The sequence below is a fragment of the Bacillus sp. sid0103 genome, from assembly GCF_019219025.1.
This window is the reverse complement of record NZ_JAHUWN010000013.1, coordinates 40,856-55,901: the sequence shown is the minus strand read 5'-3', so window position 1 is coordinate 55,901 and position 15,046 is coordinate 40,856. Positions and strand designations below refer to the sequence as shown.

Genomic DNA, 15,046 nt, shown 5'->3' with positions numbered 1-15,046 from the left:
AAAAGTAGAAAGTAAGTGACTGCTATGATGAAGAAAATCAATATCTTAACGAAAATTGCTGAATGTGGTGTGGTTGCCGTTGTAAGAGCAGACTCGAAGGAAGAGGCTGTTAACATTTCGGAAGCCTGTGTAGAAGGCGGCATCCAAGGGATTGAGGTTACTTTTACCGTCCAAGGTGCAGATGAAGTGATTAAAGAACTTGCAGCCCTTTATCAAGATAATAATGATGTAGTAATTGGCGCAGGAACAGTACTTGATGCAGCAACTGCCCGGATTGCCATTTTGGCAGGGGCACAGTTTGTGGTGAGTCCAGCATTTGATCAAGAAACTGCAACATTATGTAATCTTTATCAAGTGCCCTACATGCCTGGCTGTATGACCCTCACCGAAATGAAACGTGCATTAGAAGCAGGAGTCGATATTGTGAAACTGTTCCCTGGAAATGCCTTTGGTCCAGACTTTGTCAAGGCAGTGAAAGCGCCGCTTCCGCAAATCAACATTATGCCAACTGGTGGAGTCGACTTAGATAATGTTGAACAATGGATTAAGAATGGCTGTGTAGCTGTAGGAGTAGGCGGTAATCTAGTGGCACCGGCTAAAACAGGGGAATTTAACAAGATCACTGAGTATGCAAAACAGTATATCGAAAAAGTTCAAGCCGCCAGAGGAAGATAAACTATATCCCATAGCGCTGTTTTCTAGTATCGAATACAAGACCTTTTAGTCTTTGTTTCGTTCTTTAAATAAAAAGGAGGAATAGATGATGCCAACAAATTTAAAAGACACAACTACATTACATAATGGAGTTAAAATGCCATGGGTTGGGTTAGGTGTATTTAAAGTGAACGAAGGAGATGAGGTCGTTCAATCCGTTAAAGCAGCCATTAAGAATGGATATATTAGTATTGATACTGCCGCTATTTATAAAAATGAAGAAGGCGTTGGTCAAGCGATTAAAGAAGCTGGGGTGCCGCGTGAAGAATTATTTATCACGTCCAAAGTATGGAATTCTGATCAAGGATATGAATCGACTTTAAAAGCCTTCGAAACTAGTCTTACCAAACTTGGACTTGATTACTTGGATCTTTATTTAATCCACTGGCCTGGGAAGGATAAATATAAAGATACATGGAAGGCATTGGAAAAGCTTTATAAAGAGGGCCGTGTCCGCGCCATTGGTGTAAGTAACTTCCTGGTCCATCATCTAGAGGATTTAATCAGTTCCGCAGAGATTAAACCCATGGTAAACCAGGTTGAATTCCATCCACATTTAACTCAAAAAGAGCTGCTTGCCTACTGCAAAAATGAAGGAATTCAATTAGAAGCATGGTCGCCGTTAAAACAAGGTCAGCTTCTAAATGAGCCAGTTCTTGAAGATCTTGCCCATAAATATAATAAATCTGTTGCTCAAGTGATCTTGCGCTGGGATCTGCAGCATGGTGTGGTAACCATTCCAAAATCAATCAAAGAACATCGCATTATTGAAAATGCGGATATTTTTGATTTTGAATTATCTGCTGAGGATATGGACAAGATTGATGGATTAAATCAAGATAGCCGTGCTGGTTCCCATCCGGATACGATGAGAGTTGGTTTTGAAGAATAAATTTCTCTTATCAAGCGTCTGCCCTCAGTTCTAAGGGCAGGCGCTTTTTCATGAATAAGAAAAAAGTACTTATGCTATAATGTTCTATATCTTTATGGACAGCAGAGTCTAAACCTCAGGAAGGAGCAGGACATTTGAATGTAACATTAACTCATAAACGCATTAAAGAAATGTGTGGCACTGTCTCCTTCAAACGAGGAGATTATTTTTATCAAACGAATAAAGTTATCTTTCATCAATTTCTCCCTCATCGTTGTCAAGCAACTGTGAGTAGCGACGAAGACTTTCAAGTGACCATTGAAATAGGCTCAAGTGGTGACCTTCGAACAGAATGTACCTGCCCAAAACTGGCTTCTTTTACGAAAGACTGTCAGCATACTGCGGCGGTTTTACTAGCCATTTATGAGCACGAGCAAAAAGGATCCGTCCCGATGGTAACACATTCAACGAACCAAGAACTGACGGAAGGATTACTCAATCTCTTTTCTGCTCAGCCAGTCCGATCAAGCGGTCATCAGCGCCATTTTGAAAAAAGAAACGTGCTTGATATCGAGTTTGCCTTGAAACCCGCTGATGTGGGCAAGGGACGAAATCTATTTGCAATCGACATTACGCTCGAGTCCATCAATGTCCCAAACATCCGTGAATTTCTAGATCGGATTAGAATAGGAAAGCCCTTCTCCCTTTCTAGCATTTTTACATTTGATCCAAGTAAGCATTGCTTTCAAAAAGAAAGCAATGACGTTCTCGAACAACTCATTCAAGTAGTACGGGATGAAAAGGTTTATGTGGATGTGGTGCCTGACACCAGTCAACAACAGATGCTGAACATTCCATCCTCCGCTTGGGGTCGTCTGCTATCTTTCCTTCGAAAAATACCCAATGTGCAGGTGGAGTATGATGGCGAAACCTATCGTGGACTGTATGTATTAGACGAAGGGCTGCCCTTACAGTTTGATTTTACTAATGCGGATGGAAACGGCTATCAGTTGAACGTAAAAAACTTGCAGCGAATGATTTTTTTAGAACCCTATCATTCCATTCTATTTGAAGGCAAAATAAAACAGCTTGAAGATCAGGACTTTACACGTCTTTCTGATCTCAAAAAGATGCTTGAAGCATCAGGAACGAATCAAATTCTGATTCCACAAGAGCAAATCCAGTTTTTTCTCGAAAAAGTGGCGCCGGGATTACGAAAATTAGGACAGGTAACAATTGCAGAAGCGATTTCGAAGCAATGGATGAAAACGCCTCTAGTCGCCAAACTTTACTTGGATCGTGTCAAAAATCGCTTGCTGGCAGGACTAGAATTTCATTATGAAAATTGGATTATTAACCCATTGGAAAATAGAGATCTCCCGGCTGGCGCGGTAGTAATACGCGATGCGGAAAAGGAAGAGGAAATTCTGCAGATCTTTGAGGATAGTTCGTTTGCCAAGACGGACGGAGGATATTTTCTCCATAATGAAGAACTGGAATATGATTTTTTAACTTACGTCGTTCCAAAGCTCCAAAGGCTTGTCCGAATCTATGCAACGACAGCTGTCCGAAATCGGATTTCCAGAGACACTTTTCGTCCGCAGGTAAGGGTGAGGGTCAAAAAGGAACGAACTAACTGGCTTGAATTCAAATTTGAAATGGACGGCATTCCTGAAGGACAAATACGTGAAGTTTTGGTGGCTTTAGAGGAAAAAAGGAAATATTATCGTTTACCGAATGGATCCCTGCTCTCTCTTCAGACAAGAGAATTCAATGAAATCCAGCGTTTTCTTTACTCACCACTAGTTAAGAATAAGGATATCGTCAGCGGTTTGGATGTACCAATTGAGCAGAGCCTTCAACTCCTTGACACGGTCGAGGTCAGTGATGCCTTCAAGCTAGAGGAATCTTTTCGGCAGTTCCTCGATCACCTTCACGATCCCAGCAAGTTGAAGTTCGAGGTAACAACGAGTTTAGACCCTATTCTCAAAGATTATCAAAAACACGGATTAAAATGGATGAAAACTCTTGCTTATTATGGATTCGGAGGGATTTTGGCAGATGATATGGGTCTCGGGAAAACGATTCAAAGCATCGCGTTTATCTTGTCCGTCCAATCCGATCTTCGTATAAATAACCAGCCCGTCCTTGTGGTTTGTCCGTCATCGTTGACCTATAACTGGCTGAGTGAAATTAGGAAATTTGCTCCCCAACTAAAAGCGATCGTCATTGATGGGACGAAAGCAGAGCGGACCAACCTGCTAAAAAATCGGACTGATGTCGATGTTATGATTATTTCCTACCCGTTACTGCGACGCGAGATTACCTGGTTCGAGAAGCAAACCTTTCATACTGTGTTTTTCGATGAAGCGCAAGCCTTTAAGAATCCGTTGACGCAAACCGCACGAGCGGTAAAGAGACTTCAGTCCAATCATCGCTTTGCCTTAACAGGTACTCCTGTGGAAAATTCCTTAGAGGAGTTGTGGTCCATTTTTCACGTTGTTTTTCCAGTACTGTTCCTCGGTTTAAAGGAATATAGCCAGCTTTCCAGGAAAACGATTGCGCGGAGAATCCGTCCTTTTTTACTGCGGAGGTTGAAGGAAGATGTGCTAACCGAACTTCCTGAAAAAATGGAGTCACTGGAGTCAGTCGAACTGCTCCCTGATCAAAAGAAACTTTATGCAGCTTATTTAGCGAAACTTAGACACGACACGTTGAAGCAACTCGATAAAGACACGATTCGAAAAAATCGGATTAAAATATTGGCAGGATTGACAAGGCTACGGCAGATTTGCTGTCATCCAGGCTTATTTGTGGATGGGTATCAAGGGAAATCAGCGAAATTCGAACAGCTCTTGCAGATTGTTGAGGAATCAAAGCTCGCTGGAAGAAGGGTATTAATCTTTTCACAGTTTACCAAAATGCTGGAACTGATTGGGCGCGCGTTAACGGTAAAGGGCATGCCTTTCTTTTATCTAGATGGACAGACACCCTCAGAAGAAAGGGTCGAAATCTCCGAGCGCTTTAATCGCGGGGAGCGGGATATGTTCCTGATTTCGTTAAAAGCAGGAGGGACAGGCCTGAATTTAATGAGTGCCGATACTGTCATTTTGTATGACACGTGGTGGAATCCAGCTGTGGAGGAACAAGCAGCCGACCGTGCCCATCGAATGGGGCAGAAAAATGTCGTACAGGTTATCAAACTGGTCGCCAGAGGGACAATTGAGGAAAAAATGAATGAACTGCAAGATAAGAAAAGACACCTCATTGAAGAAATTATTGATTCTGATGAGAAAGTCATTTCTACCCTTACCGAGGAGGATATTAGGGAGATTTTAATGATATAGAAAAAGGAGCTGAAAAAGCAGCTCCTTTTTTGATTGCATTTAGGCCCCAAGGACATTCAATGATTGACGTAGACCTTCTAATGCAAATTGCCTGATGAATCTAAAGGCAACTAATGCGATGATCGGTGAAAAATCAATAGGACCAAGAGGGGGGATAAACTTTCTGAACAATCCTAAATAAGGTTCAACCAGCTTAGCAACCCAGATTCCAAGTTTGGATGCTTGAAACTGAGGAAACCATGAACCAAAGATAGAGATTAAAATTAACCAATAATAAATCTCAAATGCATATTGTCCAATTAATAAAATAGTAGAGCTCAATATAGATCTTCCGTTCTATTATAATTTTTTTAATCGATTTAATCTTCCTACTTATATTTACTTATACGGTTTAAATAGAAAAAGGTTTCAAAAAATTATTGAGTTGCAGTATTTAGCGAAGGTGGTTAAGGACTTCTGGGATAAAATCTGCATAGCTATCGATATGAAAATCAGCTTCGATGTTTCGATTTTGAAAGGCACATGTTTTAATAGTTAATTTTCGTGCGGGAATTAAGTCTAAATCGCGGTCTCCGACGACCAAATCAATCTGGTAGCTCTTTAAAACATATTCATAGGAGGAAACGTGTGGTTTTCTGGTAAACCCTTGTTCCTCAACGGAAACAATGTCTTTGAAGTATGGAGCTAATTGATATTTTTCAAGTAGAAAAATGGTGGATTCCTTATCACGATGTGTCACAATAATATTGGTATCGACCGCTGATAATGCTTCCGCTAAGTGTTCAAACGGCTGGCTTTCCGTTTTTGAATAATAGTTATGTAAGGTTTGATACTCAAGTCTCTGCTTCTCATCAATACCATAATGTTTAAAGGCTGTTTTGGAATCAATTTTTAGCCATTTCAGAACCTCATCGCGGTCCAGATCTTGTTGGCTTAATTTAATGAATCCAGAGACAAGTGCTGGATAGGTATCAAAAAGGGTTCCATCGAAATCCCATAATACGTTAATAATAATCCCTCTTTTCAGATACGATTTGCTTTTTCTTTTAAGAGAGTACCATAAGTTGAAAATAAAGAAAAATCATTAGGCACATTGAAAGTGGAAAATTTGTTATACTTTACATTAGGAATGCACATGTTAATAGATAGAAATGAGGGATAAAAATGCCATTTGATAGTTCAACACTGGGATTACCGTATTTTAGCTTAGAAGCGGCAGCCGTTGACAAAAGTCCAAGTGAATTGGTCATTACGGATGAAACGAAAGAAAACTATTACATAGTCTCTCGGGAAGTATATGAGGACGGTCCGCAACAACATGGATATATTATTGTTGTAGAAGAAGGAGAGTAGAGATACTCTCCTTTTTGATTACAAAAATAGTAACAATAAGCAGGAAAATCAAGAAAGAAAGAGTATAAATTAAAAGATGTCTGTCATTTGCTCTTTTTACCAATAATGTAGTTAAACTCTTTAAATTTAACCGATAGGAGTGAAAAAATGAGCTATCAGCAAAAAACAAAAGAAACCGATAACAGTGTGATTGAGTTTATTGAAAACGTCGACAACCCGAAAAAACGCGAGGATGCCTATAAATTAATAGATATTTTTACGGAAACGACAGGATATGAGGCAAAGATGTGGGGCCCGAGTATTATTGGATTCGGTTCCTATCATTATAAATATGATTCAGGTCATGAAGGAGATGCCCCTTTAGTTGGATTTTCACCCCGCAAAGCAAAAATTAGTTTGTATTTTGCCCCTGGGGAGACGAAGCGTGAGGAGCTGCTTAAGAGATTTGGGAAATATACGACTGGAAAAGCGTGTGTATATATCAATAAGGTAGCTGATATCGATGCTGCTGTCTTAAAAGAATTGATTACCGTGTCGGTGGAATTTTTACAAAAAACCTATCCAAGTTCGGAATGAAACGAATAAGATCTATTGACCGCGAAGGGGAAAAAGAGCTCTCACGGTAAATGAAAGAGCGTTTCATTGACCTTGAAGAGAAAAAAAGAGCTCTCAAGGTAAATGAAAGAGCGTTTCATTGACCGAAAGTAGAAAAAAAGAGCACTTCCGGTAAACGAATGAGCTACTTATTCAATACATATAACCAAAGAGGGGGATTTCCATGAAATCTGCTTTAATACTTGGGGGAACACAGTTTGTTGGTAAAAGGCTAGTCCAATTATTATTAGAGGAAGGAATCGAAGTGACCATCGCGACTAGAGGTATAACCGCTGATTCCTTTGGTGATCAAGTATCTAGATTAAAAATCAGTCGTGAAGATAGTGATTCCTATACACTTGCTTTTCAAGATAAAAGTTGGGACGTTGTTTATGATCAAACCTGTTATTCTTCTCAAGAAGCTCTTGATACACTGAAGGCATTAGAAGGAAAAGTCCAGAAATACGTGTTTACTTCCAGTCAGGCCGTCTATGAATTTGGTACCAACCACAAGGAAGAAAACTTTAATCCCTTAGAATTTACTCCAACATTAAAAGGCAGACGAGAGTACGTCGGTTATGTAGGTTACCAGGAAGCCAAACGAGCTGCTGAAGCGATTCTTTTTCAACAAGCAAAAGTCCCAGTAGTGGCTGTCCGCTTTCCGATTATTATTGGGAAAGATGATTATACGGAGCGGCTGAAATTCCACGTTGATCATGTAAAAAATGAAAAAGCCATGTATATTGAACATCCTGATTTTAGATATAGTTTTATAGATTCGGAGGAAGCAGCAAAGTTTTTATCAACGATCGCAAAATCAGAATATCAAGGAGCCATTAATCCAGGTTCCAGTGATGATATTAGTTTAAGTGAAATAGTGACGTTAATTGAAGCCCGTACTGAAACAAAAGCAATCATACAATTAGAGGGAGACCCCTCTCCATACAATCTACCAGGATCATGGTCAGTAGATACGAGTCGAGCGACATCATTGGGGTACAAATTTACATCATTGAATCCATTATTAAATCGATTCATTGATTTCTATAAACAGGAATAAGTCTAAAAAAAGCGCTTCCCACTTATAAAGTGGAAAGCGCTTTTTTACCGATGAAATTGGCCAATTCCTGTGTGAACTTTTTCTGTTCTTCCCAGAACAAACCGTGACCACTATGCTCGAACCAGACAAGCTTCGAATTCATGATTCCTTGATGCAGGACGGAGCCGAGCGGCGGCAAACAAATTTGATCATGTTTTCCATGAAGAATCAATGTCGGGACTTGAATTCTCTTGATATCAGCAAATAAGGTTTCATCTCGTAAGGAAACGAGCAAGCCTGCTGTCGAATGCCCTGCAGCTTCAAGGCCTAATTGAAAGAACCAATCTGAGAAAGGTTTCGTGAGAGCCCGATAAAAGAACATGTTGGTGAAGTCAGCAAGCATTTCAGGGCGATCGTTATAGGTCTGCCCCAATAGGGCATTGACATCCTTTGTCTCTAACCCAAATGGGAAGCCGGGCCGCTTGATAAAACTAGGAGCCGCTGCCCCAAAAAGGGCTAATTTCGAAACGCCATAGCCATTATGGCGTCCCATATATCTGATAGCAATCGCACCACCTACAGAATGACCGGCAAGCGTGAAGTTTTGTAAACGAAGTGCTTTTACTATTTGGCGAATATCATCGGCTAATCTGTCGTAGGAGTAGCCTTCCCATGGTTTATCGGACTTGCCAAATCCCCTAAGATCTATCCCAATACAACGATACCCCATCGCAGGCAGGACATTAAACTGATATTCAAATAATTTATGATTAGCTGGCCAGCCATGGACAAAGAGGATGGTCTTACTACTTTTGGGATTAATATCTTCTATATAAATTTTCACATGAGAGGCAACTTTTACAAAGTACCCCATTTCAATCCCTCCTTACAAAAGGCTTTGTTAAAGCCCATTGTTGATTTTGCCATTATGTTGATTTGAAGTGAAGGCGCGAGATCCTCGAAAATGCTGTAGCATTTCCATCGTGCGGTGTTGACTCGACCGAAGCTTATTCGATGTCCTGCGGGAAAAGCGGGTCAAGGGAGACCCCGCTCATCTCTCAAGCGACGAGGAGGCTCCTGACCGCCCGCGCGGCGCTGAGCGCATGGAGCGAAAATCAACAGTCAAATTAACTTAGCCTTATAAAAAGGAATAAACCATTCATAACTAAGCTATTCATCGATAGCTAGGCTAATACTTCGTGAACATTTTAGTACAACTTATAAATCTTCACTTTTTTCATCCTTAAATAGATTACAATGAACAATGTAGGAGAATGGAACGCGCTCTCCTTTAATAAAAATATATATATGTGAAATTATGAGCAAATGAATTCATCTAAGAATTTTTAAATAACAATCATTTACTGGAGCTGGTTTCTACAATGGAGAAAAAGAAAGTAGTCATTATCGGCGGAGGGATTACGGGGTTAGCAACAGCCTATTACCTGCAAAAGGAAATCAAGGAGCAAGCGCTGCCGCTTGAAGTTAAGCTATTTGAAGCGAGTGACCGATTTGGTGGTGTAATTCAGACTGCGAAAAAGGACGGTTTCATAATTGAAAAAGGCCCCGATTCCATTTTGGCACGAAAAGCGAGTGCGCTTAAATTGATTAAGGAAGTCGGTCTTGAAGACAAAGTGGTCTCCAATACAGCAGGAAAATCTTATATTTACGCCAGAGGAAGGATCCACTCGATGCCTGAGGGGGCTTTTATGGGGATTCCAACTCAGGTGACACCATTTGCGCTCTCGGGACTCTTTTCTCCACTAGGAAAATTAAGAGCGGCTGGTGATTTTATTTTACCAAGAGGAAAAGTAAAGTCCGACCAATCGCTAGGCGAGTTTTTCCGGAGACGGTTAGGAAATGAAATCGTGGATAACTTAATCGATCCATTGTTGTCAGGGATATATGCAGGGGATATTGACCGCTTAAGTTTAATGTCATTGTTTCCGATGTTCTATCAAATGGAACAAAAACATCGAAGCTTGGTGCTTGGTTTGAAAAAAACAATGCCTGCCCCACCAAAGTCTGCGAAAAAAGTACCATCAAAAAAAGGAATGTTTATCTCCTTGTCAACCGGACTGGAAGCGTTAGTGGACGAAGTCGTCAAACGGCTGGATGAGGGAACGGTTAGGAAAGGAAGCCCAGTGGACAAAATCATCAAAGATCAAGGTTCCTATAAGATTACCTTCGCCGATGGAAGGGTTGAAAGGGCAGACAGCGTGGTCATTACAACTGAACACATCCATGCCCAACATATACTTTCTGATTATCGGTTCATGGACACCTTCGATGATATGCCGTCCTATTCTGTAGCCAATGTGGCAATGGCATTTCCAAAGTCGGCAATTAAACAGGATATTGAAGGAACAGGTTTTTTAGTGTCAAGAAACAGTGACTTTAGAATAACAGCCTGTACGTGGACACATAAGAAATGGCCTGGGACGACACCGAAGGATATGGCATTGTTACGTTGTTATGTGGGAAAACCAGATGATCAAGCTGCGGTGGATTTATCAGACGAAGAGATTATTAACATTGCGTTACGAGATTTAAATAAAACCATGAATATAACGGAAAAGCCGATGTTTCATGTTATTACAAGGTGGAAAAAGGCGATGCCGCAATACAATGTCGGGCATCTGGAACGGTTAAAGAACGTAAAGGAATCACTTGCTAAGGAACTGCCAGGCGTTTTTCTAGCTGGAGGTCCCTATGAAGGTGTTGGTATCCCTGACTGCATTGACCAAGGTGAAGCAGCAGTGAAAAAGGTGTTAGCGTATTTAAAATAGGATATAAATCGAGCAGGATATTTTATAATCCTGTTCTTTTTTTGTGTGAAGTTTTCCCTATGCAAGCGTAGAAGATATAATTGATTTATCAAAAGTATTTAGCATTTTTGGATGCTAGTAGACTTTCCTTCCGTTTGGGAAATGACCTATGATAAAAAATTTGTCACCGCTAGGCATACTCTTCAGTCTCTTTGGAAAATAGGTCTTTCCGGTCAAGAACAAAAAGAGATGGTAATTAAACATTTTGTGAACCGATTTACCCATGGCGTTGATGAAAAGAACATCAAGTTGATTCGGTCTAATATTCTACAGGGCATGAGGGAATTATATGATGTAAGTAAGGACGAGGAACTAAAGAACATCGCCTTGGAATTAATTGAAAAAGTTGACGATCCAAAATATAAGAAGAAGTATGCAGATATCTGGAAAAAGGCATAAGAAGCGGGTTTGCAGTACATCTGTACGTAATGGTCTCAAATGGATGGGGAGGAATATTTCCTCTCTATTTTTTTATTTTAAAATACTTTTTAGTTACTCTTTGTATAAGCAATGTTAAAAGCTTTTAAATTTATTTGATTATATTGATAGTAGATTTGTCCAGTTGATGACAAAATTTTTGAATGTAAAACAAAACAATTAGTAGGCGTGAAGTCTTGGTAAATAAGGATTATTATTATTCTGATATCTAAAATGAAAGTATTTCCCAAATAAAAATAGGTTGTTATGAGAGAGAAAAATAATTAATATTAATTATGAGTACTATATAATTGAGAGAAATTATCACTTTATAAATCAACTTTTATTTTTTAAAAAGGAGAAATGCAAATGAAGAAGATTAGTTTAGCATGGCAGATATTCATTGGGCTGGCACTCGGTATTATTGTCGGTGCAGTTTTTTATGGTAATCCACATGTGGCAAGCTACCTCCAGCCAATTGGCGATATATTTATTCGTTTAATAAAAATGATTGTTGTTCCAATTGTTATTTCCAGCCTGATTGTAGGTGTTGCTGGCGTAGGCGACATGAAGTCTCTTGGAAAACTTGGCGGAAAAACTTTGCTTTATTTTGAAATCATTACCACGATTGCGATTATTGTCGGCCTGCTTGCAGCGAACGTGTTTCAACCAGGAGCTGGCGTAGATAAATCGAAACTTGCCAAAACAGATATTAATAGCTATGTAAGCACAGCGGAACAAACAGAATCTCATTCCATGATTGATACTTTTGTAAATATCGTTCCTACGAATATCATTCAGTCAATCGCAAACGGGGAAATGCTGCCAATCATTTTCTTTTCCGTCATGTTTGGGCTTGGAGTGGCTGCAATTGGAGAAAAAGGGATCCCGATTCTCAATTTCTTCAGGGGAACGGCAGATGCCATGTTCTATGTCACTAACCAAATTATGAAATTAGCGCCATTCGGTGTGTTTGCGTTAATAGGTGTTACTGTTTCGAAATTTGGAGTTACCTCATTAATTCCACTAGGTAAATTGGTCCTTGTTGTATACGGATCAATGATTTTCTTTATTCTTGTCGTTCTTGGATTAGTGGCAAAAATTGCTGGATTTAACATTATCCGTCTCATTAAATATTTAAAAGATGAATTAATTTTAGGCTACACGACGGCCAGTTCTGAAACAGTTCTTCCAAAAATCATGGAAAAAATGGAGAAATTAGGCTGTCCTAAGGCAATTACATCGTTTGTTATTCCAACGGGATATTCCTTTAATCTCGATGGGTCAACACTTTACCAAGCAATTGCCGCTTTGTTTATTGCGCAAATGTATGGAATTGATATGAGTATTATGGATCAAATTACCTTAGTTCTTGTATTGATGTTAACCTCAAAAGGAATTGCTGGGGTTCCTGGCGTATCGTTTGTTGTTCTTCTTGCAACGTTAGGAAGCGTAGGAATCCCTGTAGAGGGACTAGCATTTATTGCCGGTATTGATCGAATTCTAGATATGGCACGTACTTGTGTTAACATCGTCGGAAACTCTTTAGCAGCGATTGTTATTACCAAATGGGAAGGCCATAAGCTTAAAGATTATCAAGAACAAAAGGTCGCATAATAGTGAACAAAAGGACATCTTCCTCCTGGGAGATGTCCTTTTTTAAGTCAAGATTCGTTGATAGCGCTTATTAGGGAATCGTTATTTTCCTATATATTGAATTCTGAATTTTAGATAAAGTCAGGTAATACCATTGACGAATAAAAGTTTTACAGACTAAAATAGATTAAACCGATTGAAAAACTCAAGTATGCAATGGTATAAAAGTGAGAGGGGATCATTCCATGTCACAACATGAACAGGGAATAAATAAGGCTTCTAATGCCGTTAATGAAATTACAGCGGATGGTTCGTTTAATCGTCAAAAAAATCGATTTACGACACCTTTCGGTCAAAACGAGGGGGATCTTCCAATTGAAGCGGGGCGTTATCGATTATTATGGTCTGCTGTTTGTCCATGGGCCCACCGATCGGTTATTGTGCGGAGAATTCTTGGGTTAGAAGAAGCAATCAGTCTGGGCACAGCTAGTCCCATGCGTCCCAAACTTCCCCATGTAGATTGGGAGTTTTCATTAGATGAGGGAGGCGTAGACCCCATCTTAGGAATCAGGTATATGAGTGAAATTTATATAAAAACAACAGCGGATTATTCTGGCAGACCAACTGTGCCGGTTATCGTCGATGTTAAGGAGCAAAAGGTTGTAAATAATGATTATTTTCAATTAACGAACTACCTTGAAACAGTCTGGGCCCCTTTGCACAAAGAACAGGCACCTGATTTGTATCCTGAGCAATTACGTGCCGAGATTGACGCTTTAAATGAGGTCATATTCCATGATGTCAACAATGGTGTCTATAAATGTGGGTTTGCCCAATCACAAGAGTCCTACGAACAAGCTTATGATACTTTATTTGCAAGATTAGATAAATTAGAAGAGCGTCTGTCGACAGAACGCTTCTTATTTGGAGATTTTATTACCGATTCCGATGTGCGGTTATATGCTACATTAGTCCGCTTCGATGCTGCGTATTATTCTGCCTTTAAGACAAATCGAAACCGAATTGTCGATTTTCCGAATCTATGGGGCTATTTAAGAGATCTTTATCAAACACCTGGATTTGGTGATACGACTGATTTCGATGCAATTAAACGGCATTATCATTTATCGAATCATATCGCAAGTGATGATCAGAAGGGATATACGATTTTGCCCAAGGGGCCAGATCTATCTGGTTTAACTTCAGAACATCATCGACAAGTGCTGAGTCATAACAATGAAAAATTTTTAATACATTGAGAGAAATACAGACTAGAGGCAGGTGGAGAAATGATTATTCGTGATGCTGAAGTAAATGAGTTACCATTCATTCGAGAACAAAGAGTTCAGGCCTATGAAGAACATGCAGAGAATATACCTGGAGAACACTGGAACGCCCTTAAACAAGGTATCTCGTCAGAAGCAGATTTGCAGGCAGAGGTGGCACGAATAGTGGCGGAGATTGATGGGGAAATCGTGGGCAGTGTGGCGTTATTTCCAGCCAAAACGGATGCTTACGAAGGATTGGTAGATGAACTGGATTTTCCCGAAATCCGAATGCTTGCAGTAACACGACAGGCTCGAGGTAAAGGGGTAGCAGCTGCGTTGATTACTGAATGTATAAGGCGGGCAAAACAGCAAGGATTTCAATCGGTCGGCCTGCATACCGCGGATTTTATGAAAAGTGCGATGAGGCTTTATGAACATCTTGGTTTTGAACGTTTACCGCAATTTGACTTTGAACCTGCGAATGACGGTATCATTGTGAAAGCGTTTCGACTTACTTTTGAATGAAAATTAGTTCCAATCAGATAATTTTTAAAAACCCACTTGACAGGTAGGAAAAGTCAGAATAAAATGTAAATAATTCAAATAGATTTAAAACGAGAGATTAATTGAATATCAAGCTGATTGGAAAACCAAAGGCTTATACTCTTAGTTAGATAGGGGTATAGGCTTTTTTATTAGAAGGGAGACTGATCATGAATTCTCCGATTAGTAAGTGGAGTCCGCATTGTTGTCCGTCATTGAAATCTTTTTTTACCATAAAACCAAGTATTCTTATGTGAAATTAGGAGATTAAGAGAGGATGATACGATGGCAATTATAGATTCAGCAAAAGCGAATTATATTCTATCAATACTAAAAGGAATCGAGTACGGTTCTGTTGTCATAACCGTTCATGACGGCACCATTACCCAAATTGATAAAACGGAGAAAACTCGATTTGCCCAACAAAAAAAGTACACCCCTAAAGAACAAAAGTGACCACACTTATTATAGGGTTT

15 protein-coding genes are annotated in these 15,046 nt (G+C 39.7%); 12 read left to right on the top strand and 3 right to left on the bottom strand.

Annotated features, from left to right (window positions below; genetic code table 11):
• Nucleotides 1–27 precede the first annotated feature (27 nt).
• The 3 genes from KW850_RS15555 to KW850_RS15545 all read left to right on the top strand — a co-directional run bounded on the left by KW850_RS15555 (nucleotide 28) and on the right by KW850_RS15545 (nucleotide 4,932).
• A complete protein-coding gene (locus tag KW850_RS15555) occupies nucleotides 28–675 on the top strand; it encodes a bifunctional 4-hydroxy-2-oxoglutarate aldolase/2-dehydro-3-deoxy-phosphogluconate aldolase (RefSeq protein ID WP_218348500.1) in 648 nt (215 codons plus the stop codon).
• Nucleotides 676–763: 88 nt separating this feature from the next.
• Nucleotides 764–1,606, top strand: a complete 843-nt coding sequence (locus KW850_RS15550; protein WP_218348499.1) for an aldo/keto reductase — start codon at nucleotides 764–766, stop codon at nucleotides 1,604–1,606.
• 134 nt (nucleotides 1,607–1,740) lie between these two features.
• Entirely contained in the window at nucleotides 1,741–4,932 is a 3,192-nt protein-coding gene (locus KW850_RS15545; RefSeq protein WP_218348498.1) for a DEAD/DEAH box helicase, read from the top strand.
• A gap of 39 nt (nucleotides 4,933–4,971) precedes the next feature.
• Here the strand turns inward: KW850_RS15545 and KW850_RS15540 are convergent, their stop codons facing one another.
• Nucleotides 4,972–5,253, bottom strand: coding sequence for a YggT family protein (locus tag KW850_RS15540; RefSeq protein ID WP_218348497.1), 282 nt, complete (start codon nucleotides 5,251–5,253; stop codon nucleotides 4,972–4,974).
• A 112-nt stretch (nucleotides 5,254–5,365) separates the two neighbouring features.
• Nucleotides 5,366–5,941, bottom strand: a complete 576-nt coding sequence (locus tag KW850_RS15535; RefSeq protein WP_218348608.1) for an HAD hydrolase-like protein — start codon at nucleotides 5,939–5,941, stop codon at nucleotides 5,366–5,368.
• Between the two features lie 155 nt (nucleotides 5,942–6,096).
• Between KW850_RS15535 and KW850_RS15530 the strand changes: the two genes are divergently transcribed.
• From KW850_RS15530 to KW850_RS15520, 3 genes are all read left to right on the top strand, one after another.
• Entirely contained in the window at nucleotides 6,097–6,285 is a 189-nt protein-coding gene (locus KW850_RS15530; protein WP_218348496.1) for a hypothetical protein, read from the top strand.
• Between the two features lie 147 nt (nucleotides 6,286–6,432).
• The gene (locus tag KW850_RS15525; protein WP_218348495.1) at nucleotides 6,433–6,861 is read left to right on the top strand and encodes a DUF1801 domain-containing protein; all 429 of its coding nucleotides are present in this window, start codon (nucleotides 6,433–6,435) and stop codon (nucleotides 6,859–6,861) included.
• A 202-nt stretch (nucleotides 6,862–7,063) separates the two neighbouring features.
• Nucleotides 7,064–7,939 carry an NAD-dependent epimerase/dehydratase family protein gene (locus tag KW850_RS15520; protein WP_218348494.1) on the top strand — a complete coding sequence of 292 codons (876 nt, stop codon included), beginning with the start codon at nucleotides 7,064–7,066 and terminating at the stop codon, nucleotides 7,937–7,939.
• Nucleotides 7,940–7,961: 22 nt separating this feature from the next.
• Here the strand turns inward: KW850_RS15520 and KW850_RS15515 are convergent, their stop codons facing one another.
• The gene (locus KW850_RS15515) at nucleotides 7,962–8,792 is read right to left on the bottom strand and encodes an alpha/beta fold hydrolase (protein WP_218348493.1); all 831 of its coding nucleotides are present in this window, start codon (nucleotides 8,790–8,792) and stop codon (nucleotides 7,962–7,964) included.
• Nucleotides 8,793–9,300: 508 nt separating this feature from the next.
• Between KW850_RS15515 and hemY the strand changes: the two genes are divergently transcribed.
• The 6 genes from hemY to KW850_RS15485 all read left to right on the top strand — a co-directional run bounded on the left by hemY (nucleotide 9,301) and on the right by KW850_RS15485 (nucleotide 15,026).
• Nucleotides 9,301–10,707 carry a protoporphyrinogen oxidase gene (gene hemY, locus KW850_RS15510; protein WP_218348492.1) on the top strand — a complete coding sequence of 469 codons (1,407 nt, stop codon included), beginning with the start codon at nucleotides 9,301–9,303 and terminating at the stop codon, nucleotides 10,705–10,707.
• Nucleotides 10,708–10,818: 111 nt separating this feature from the next.
• Nucleotides 10,819–11,145 carry a hypothetical protein gene (locus KW850_RS15505; protein WP_218348491.1) on the top strand — a complete coding sequence of 109 codons (327 nt, stop codon included), beginning with the start codon at nucleotides 10,819–10,821 and terminating at the stop codon, nucleotides 11,143–11,145.
• 387 nt (nucleotides 11,146–11,532) lie between these two features.
• Nucleotides 11,533–12,780, top strand: coding sequence for a cation:dicarboxylate symporter family transporter (locus KW850_RS15500; RefSeq protein WP_218348490.1), 1,248 nt, complete (start codon nucleotides 11,533–11,535; stop codon nucleotides 12,778–12,780).
• A gap of 224 nt (nucleotides 12,781–13,004) precedes the next feature.
• Nucleotides 13,005–14,018, top strand: a complete 1,014-nt coding sequence (locus KW850_RS15495; RefSeq protein WP_218348489.1) for a glutathione S-transferase family protein — start codon at nucleotides 13,005–13,007, stop codon at nucleotides 14,016–14,018.
• Nucleotides 14,019–14,048: 30 nt separating this feature from the next.
• A complete protein-coding gene (locus KW850_RS15490) occupies nucleotides 14,049–14,552 on the top strand; it encodes a GNAT family N-acetyltransferase (protein WP_218348488.1) in 504 nt (167 codons plus the stop codon).
• Between the two features lie 303 nt (nucleotides 14,553–14,855).
• Nucleotides 14,856–15,026 (top strand): YezD family protein, encoded by a 171-nt coding sequence (locus tag KW850_RS15485; protein WP_218348487.1) that lies wholly within the window; start codon nucleotides 14,856–14,858, stop codon nucleotides 15,024–15,026.
• Nucleotides 15,027–15,046 lie beyond the last annotated feature (20 nt).

Coding starts and splice junctions, on each gene's coding strand:
- KW850_RS15555 (WP_218348500.1), top strand. CDS start 28: ATGAAGAAAATCAATATCTTAACGAAAATTGCTGAATGTGGTGTGGTT.
- KW850_RS15550 (WP_218348499.1), top strand. CDS start 764: ATGCCAACAAATTTAAAAGACACAACTACATTACATAATGGAGTTAAA.
- KW850_RS15530 (WP_218348496.1), top strand. CDS start 6,097: ATGCCATTTGATAGTTCAACACTGGGATTACCGTATTTTAGCTTAGAA.
- KW850_RS15525 (WP_218348495.1), top strand. CDS start 6,433: ATGAGCTATCAGCAAAAAACAAAAGAAACCGATAACAGTGTGATTGAG.
- KW850_RS15520 (WP_218348494.1), top strand. CDS start 7,064: ATGAAATCTGCTTTAATACTTGGGGGAACACAGTTTGTTGGTAAAAGG.
- KW850_RS15515 (WP_218348493.1), bottom strand. CDS start 8,792: ATGGGGTACTTTGTAAAAGTTGCCTCTCATGTGAAAATTTATATAGAA.
- hemY (WP_218348492.1), top strand. CDS start 9,301: ATGGAGAAAAAGAAAGTAGTCATTATCGGCGGAGGGATTACGGGGTTA.
- KW850_RS15505 (WP_218348491.1), top strand. CDS start 10,819: ATGCTAGTAGACTTTCCTTCCGTTTGGGAAATGACCTATGATAAAAAA.
- KW850_RS15500 (WP_218348490.1), top strand. CDS start 11,533: ATGAAGAAGATTAGTTTAGCATGGCAGATATTCATTGGGCTGGCACTC.
- KW850_RS15495 (WP_218348489.1), top strand. CDS start 13,005: ATGTCACAACATGAACAGGGAATAAATAAGGCTTCTAATGCCGTTAAT.
- KW850_RS15490 (WP_218348488.1), top strand. CDS start 14,049: ATGATTATTCGTGATGCTGAAGTAAATGAGTTACCATTCATTCGAGAA.
- KW850_RS15485 (WP_218348487.1), top strand. CDS start 14,856: ATGGCAATTATAGATTCAGCAAAAGCGAATTATATTCTATCAATACTA.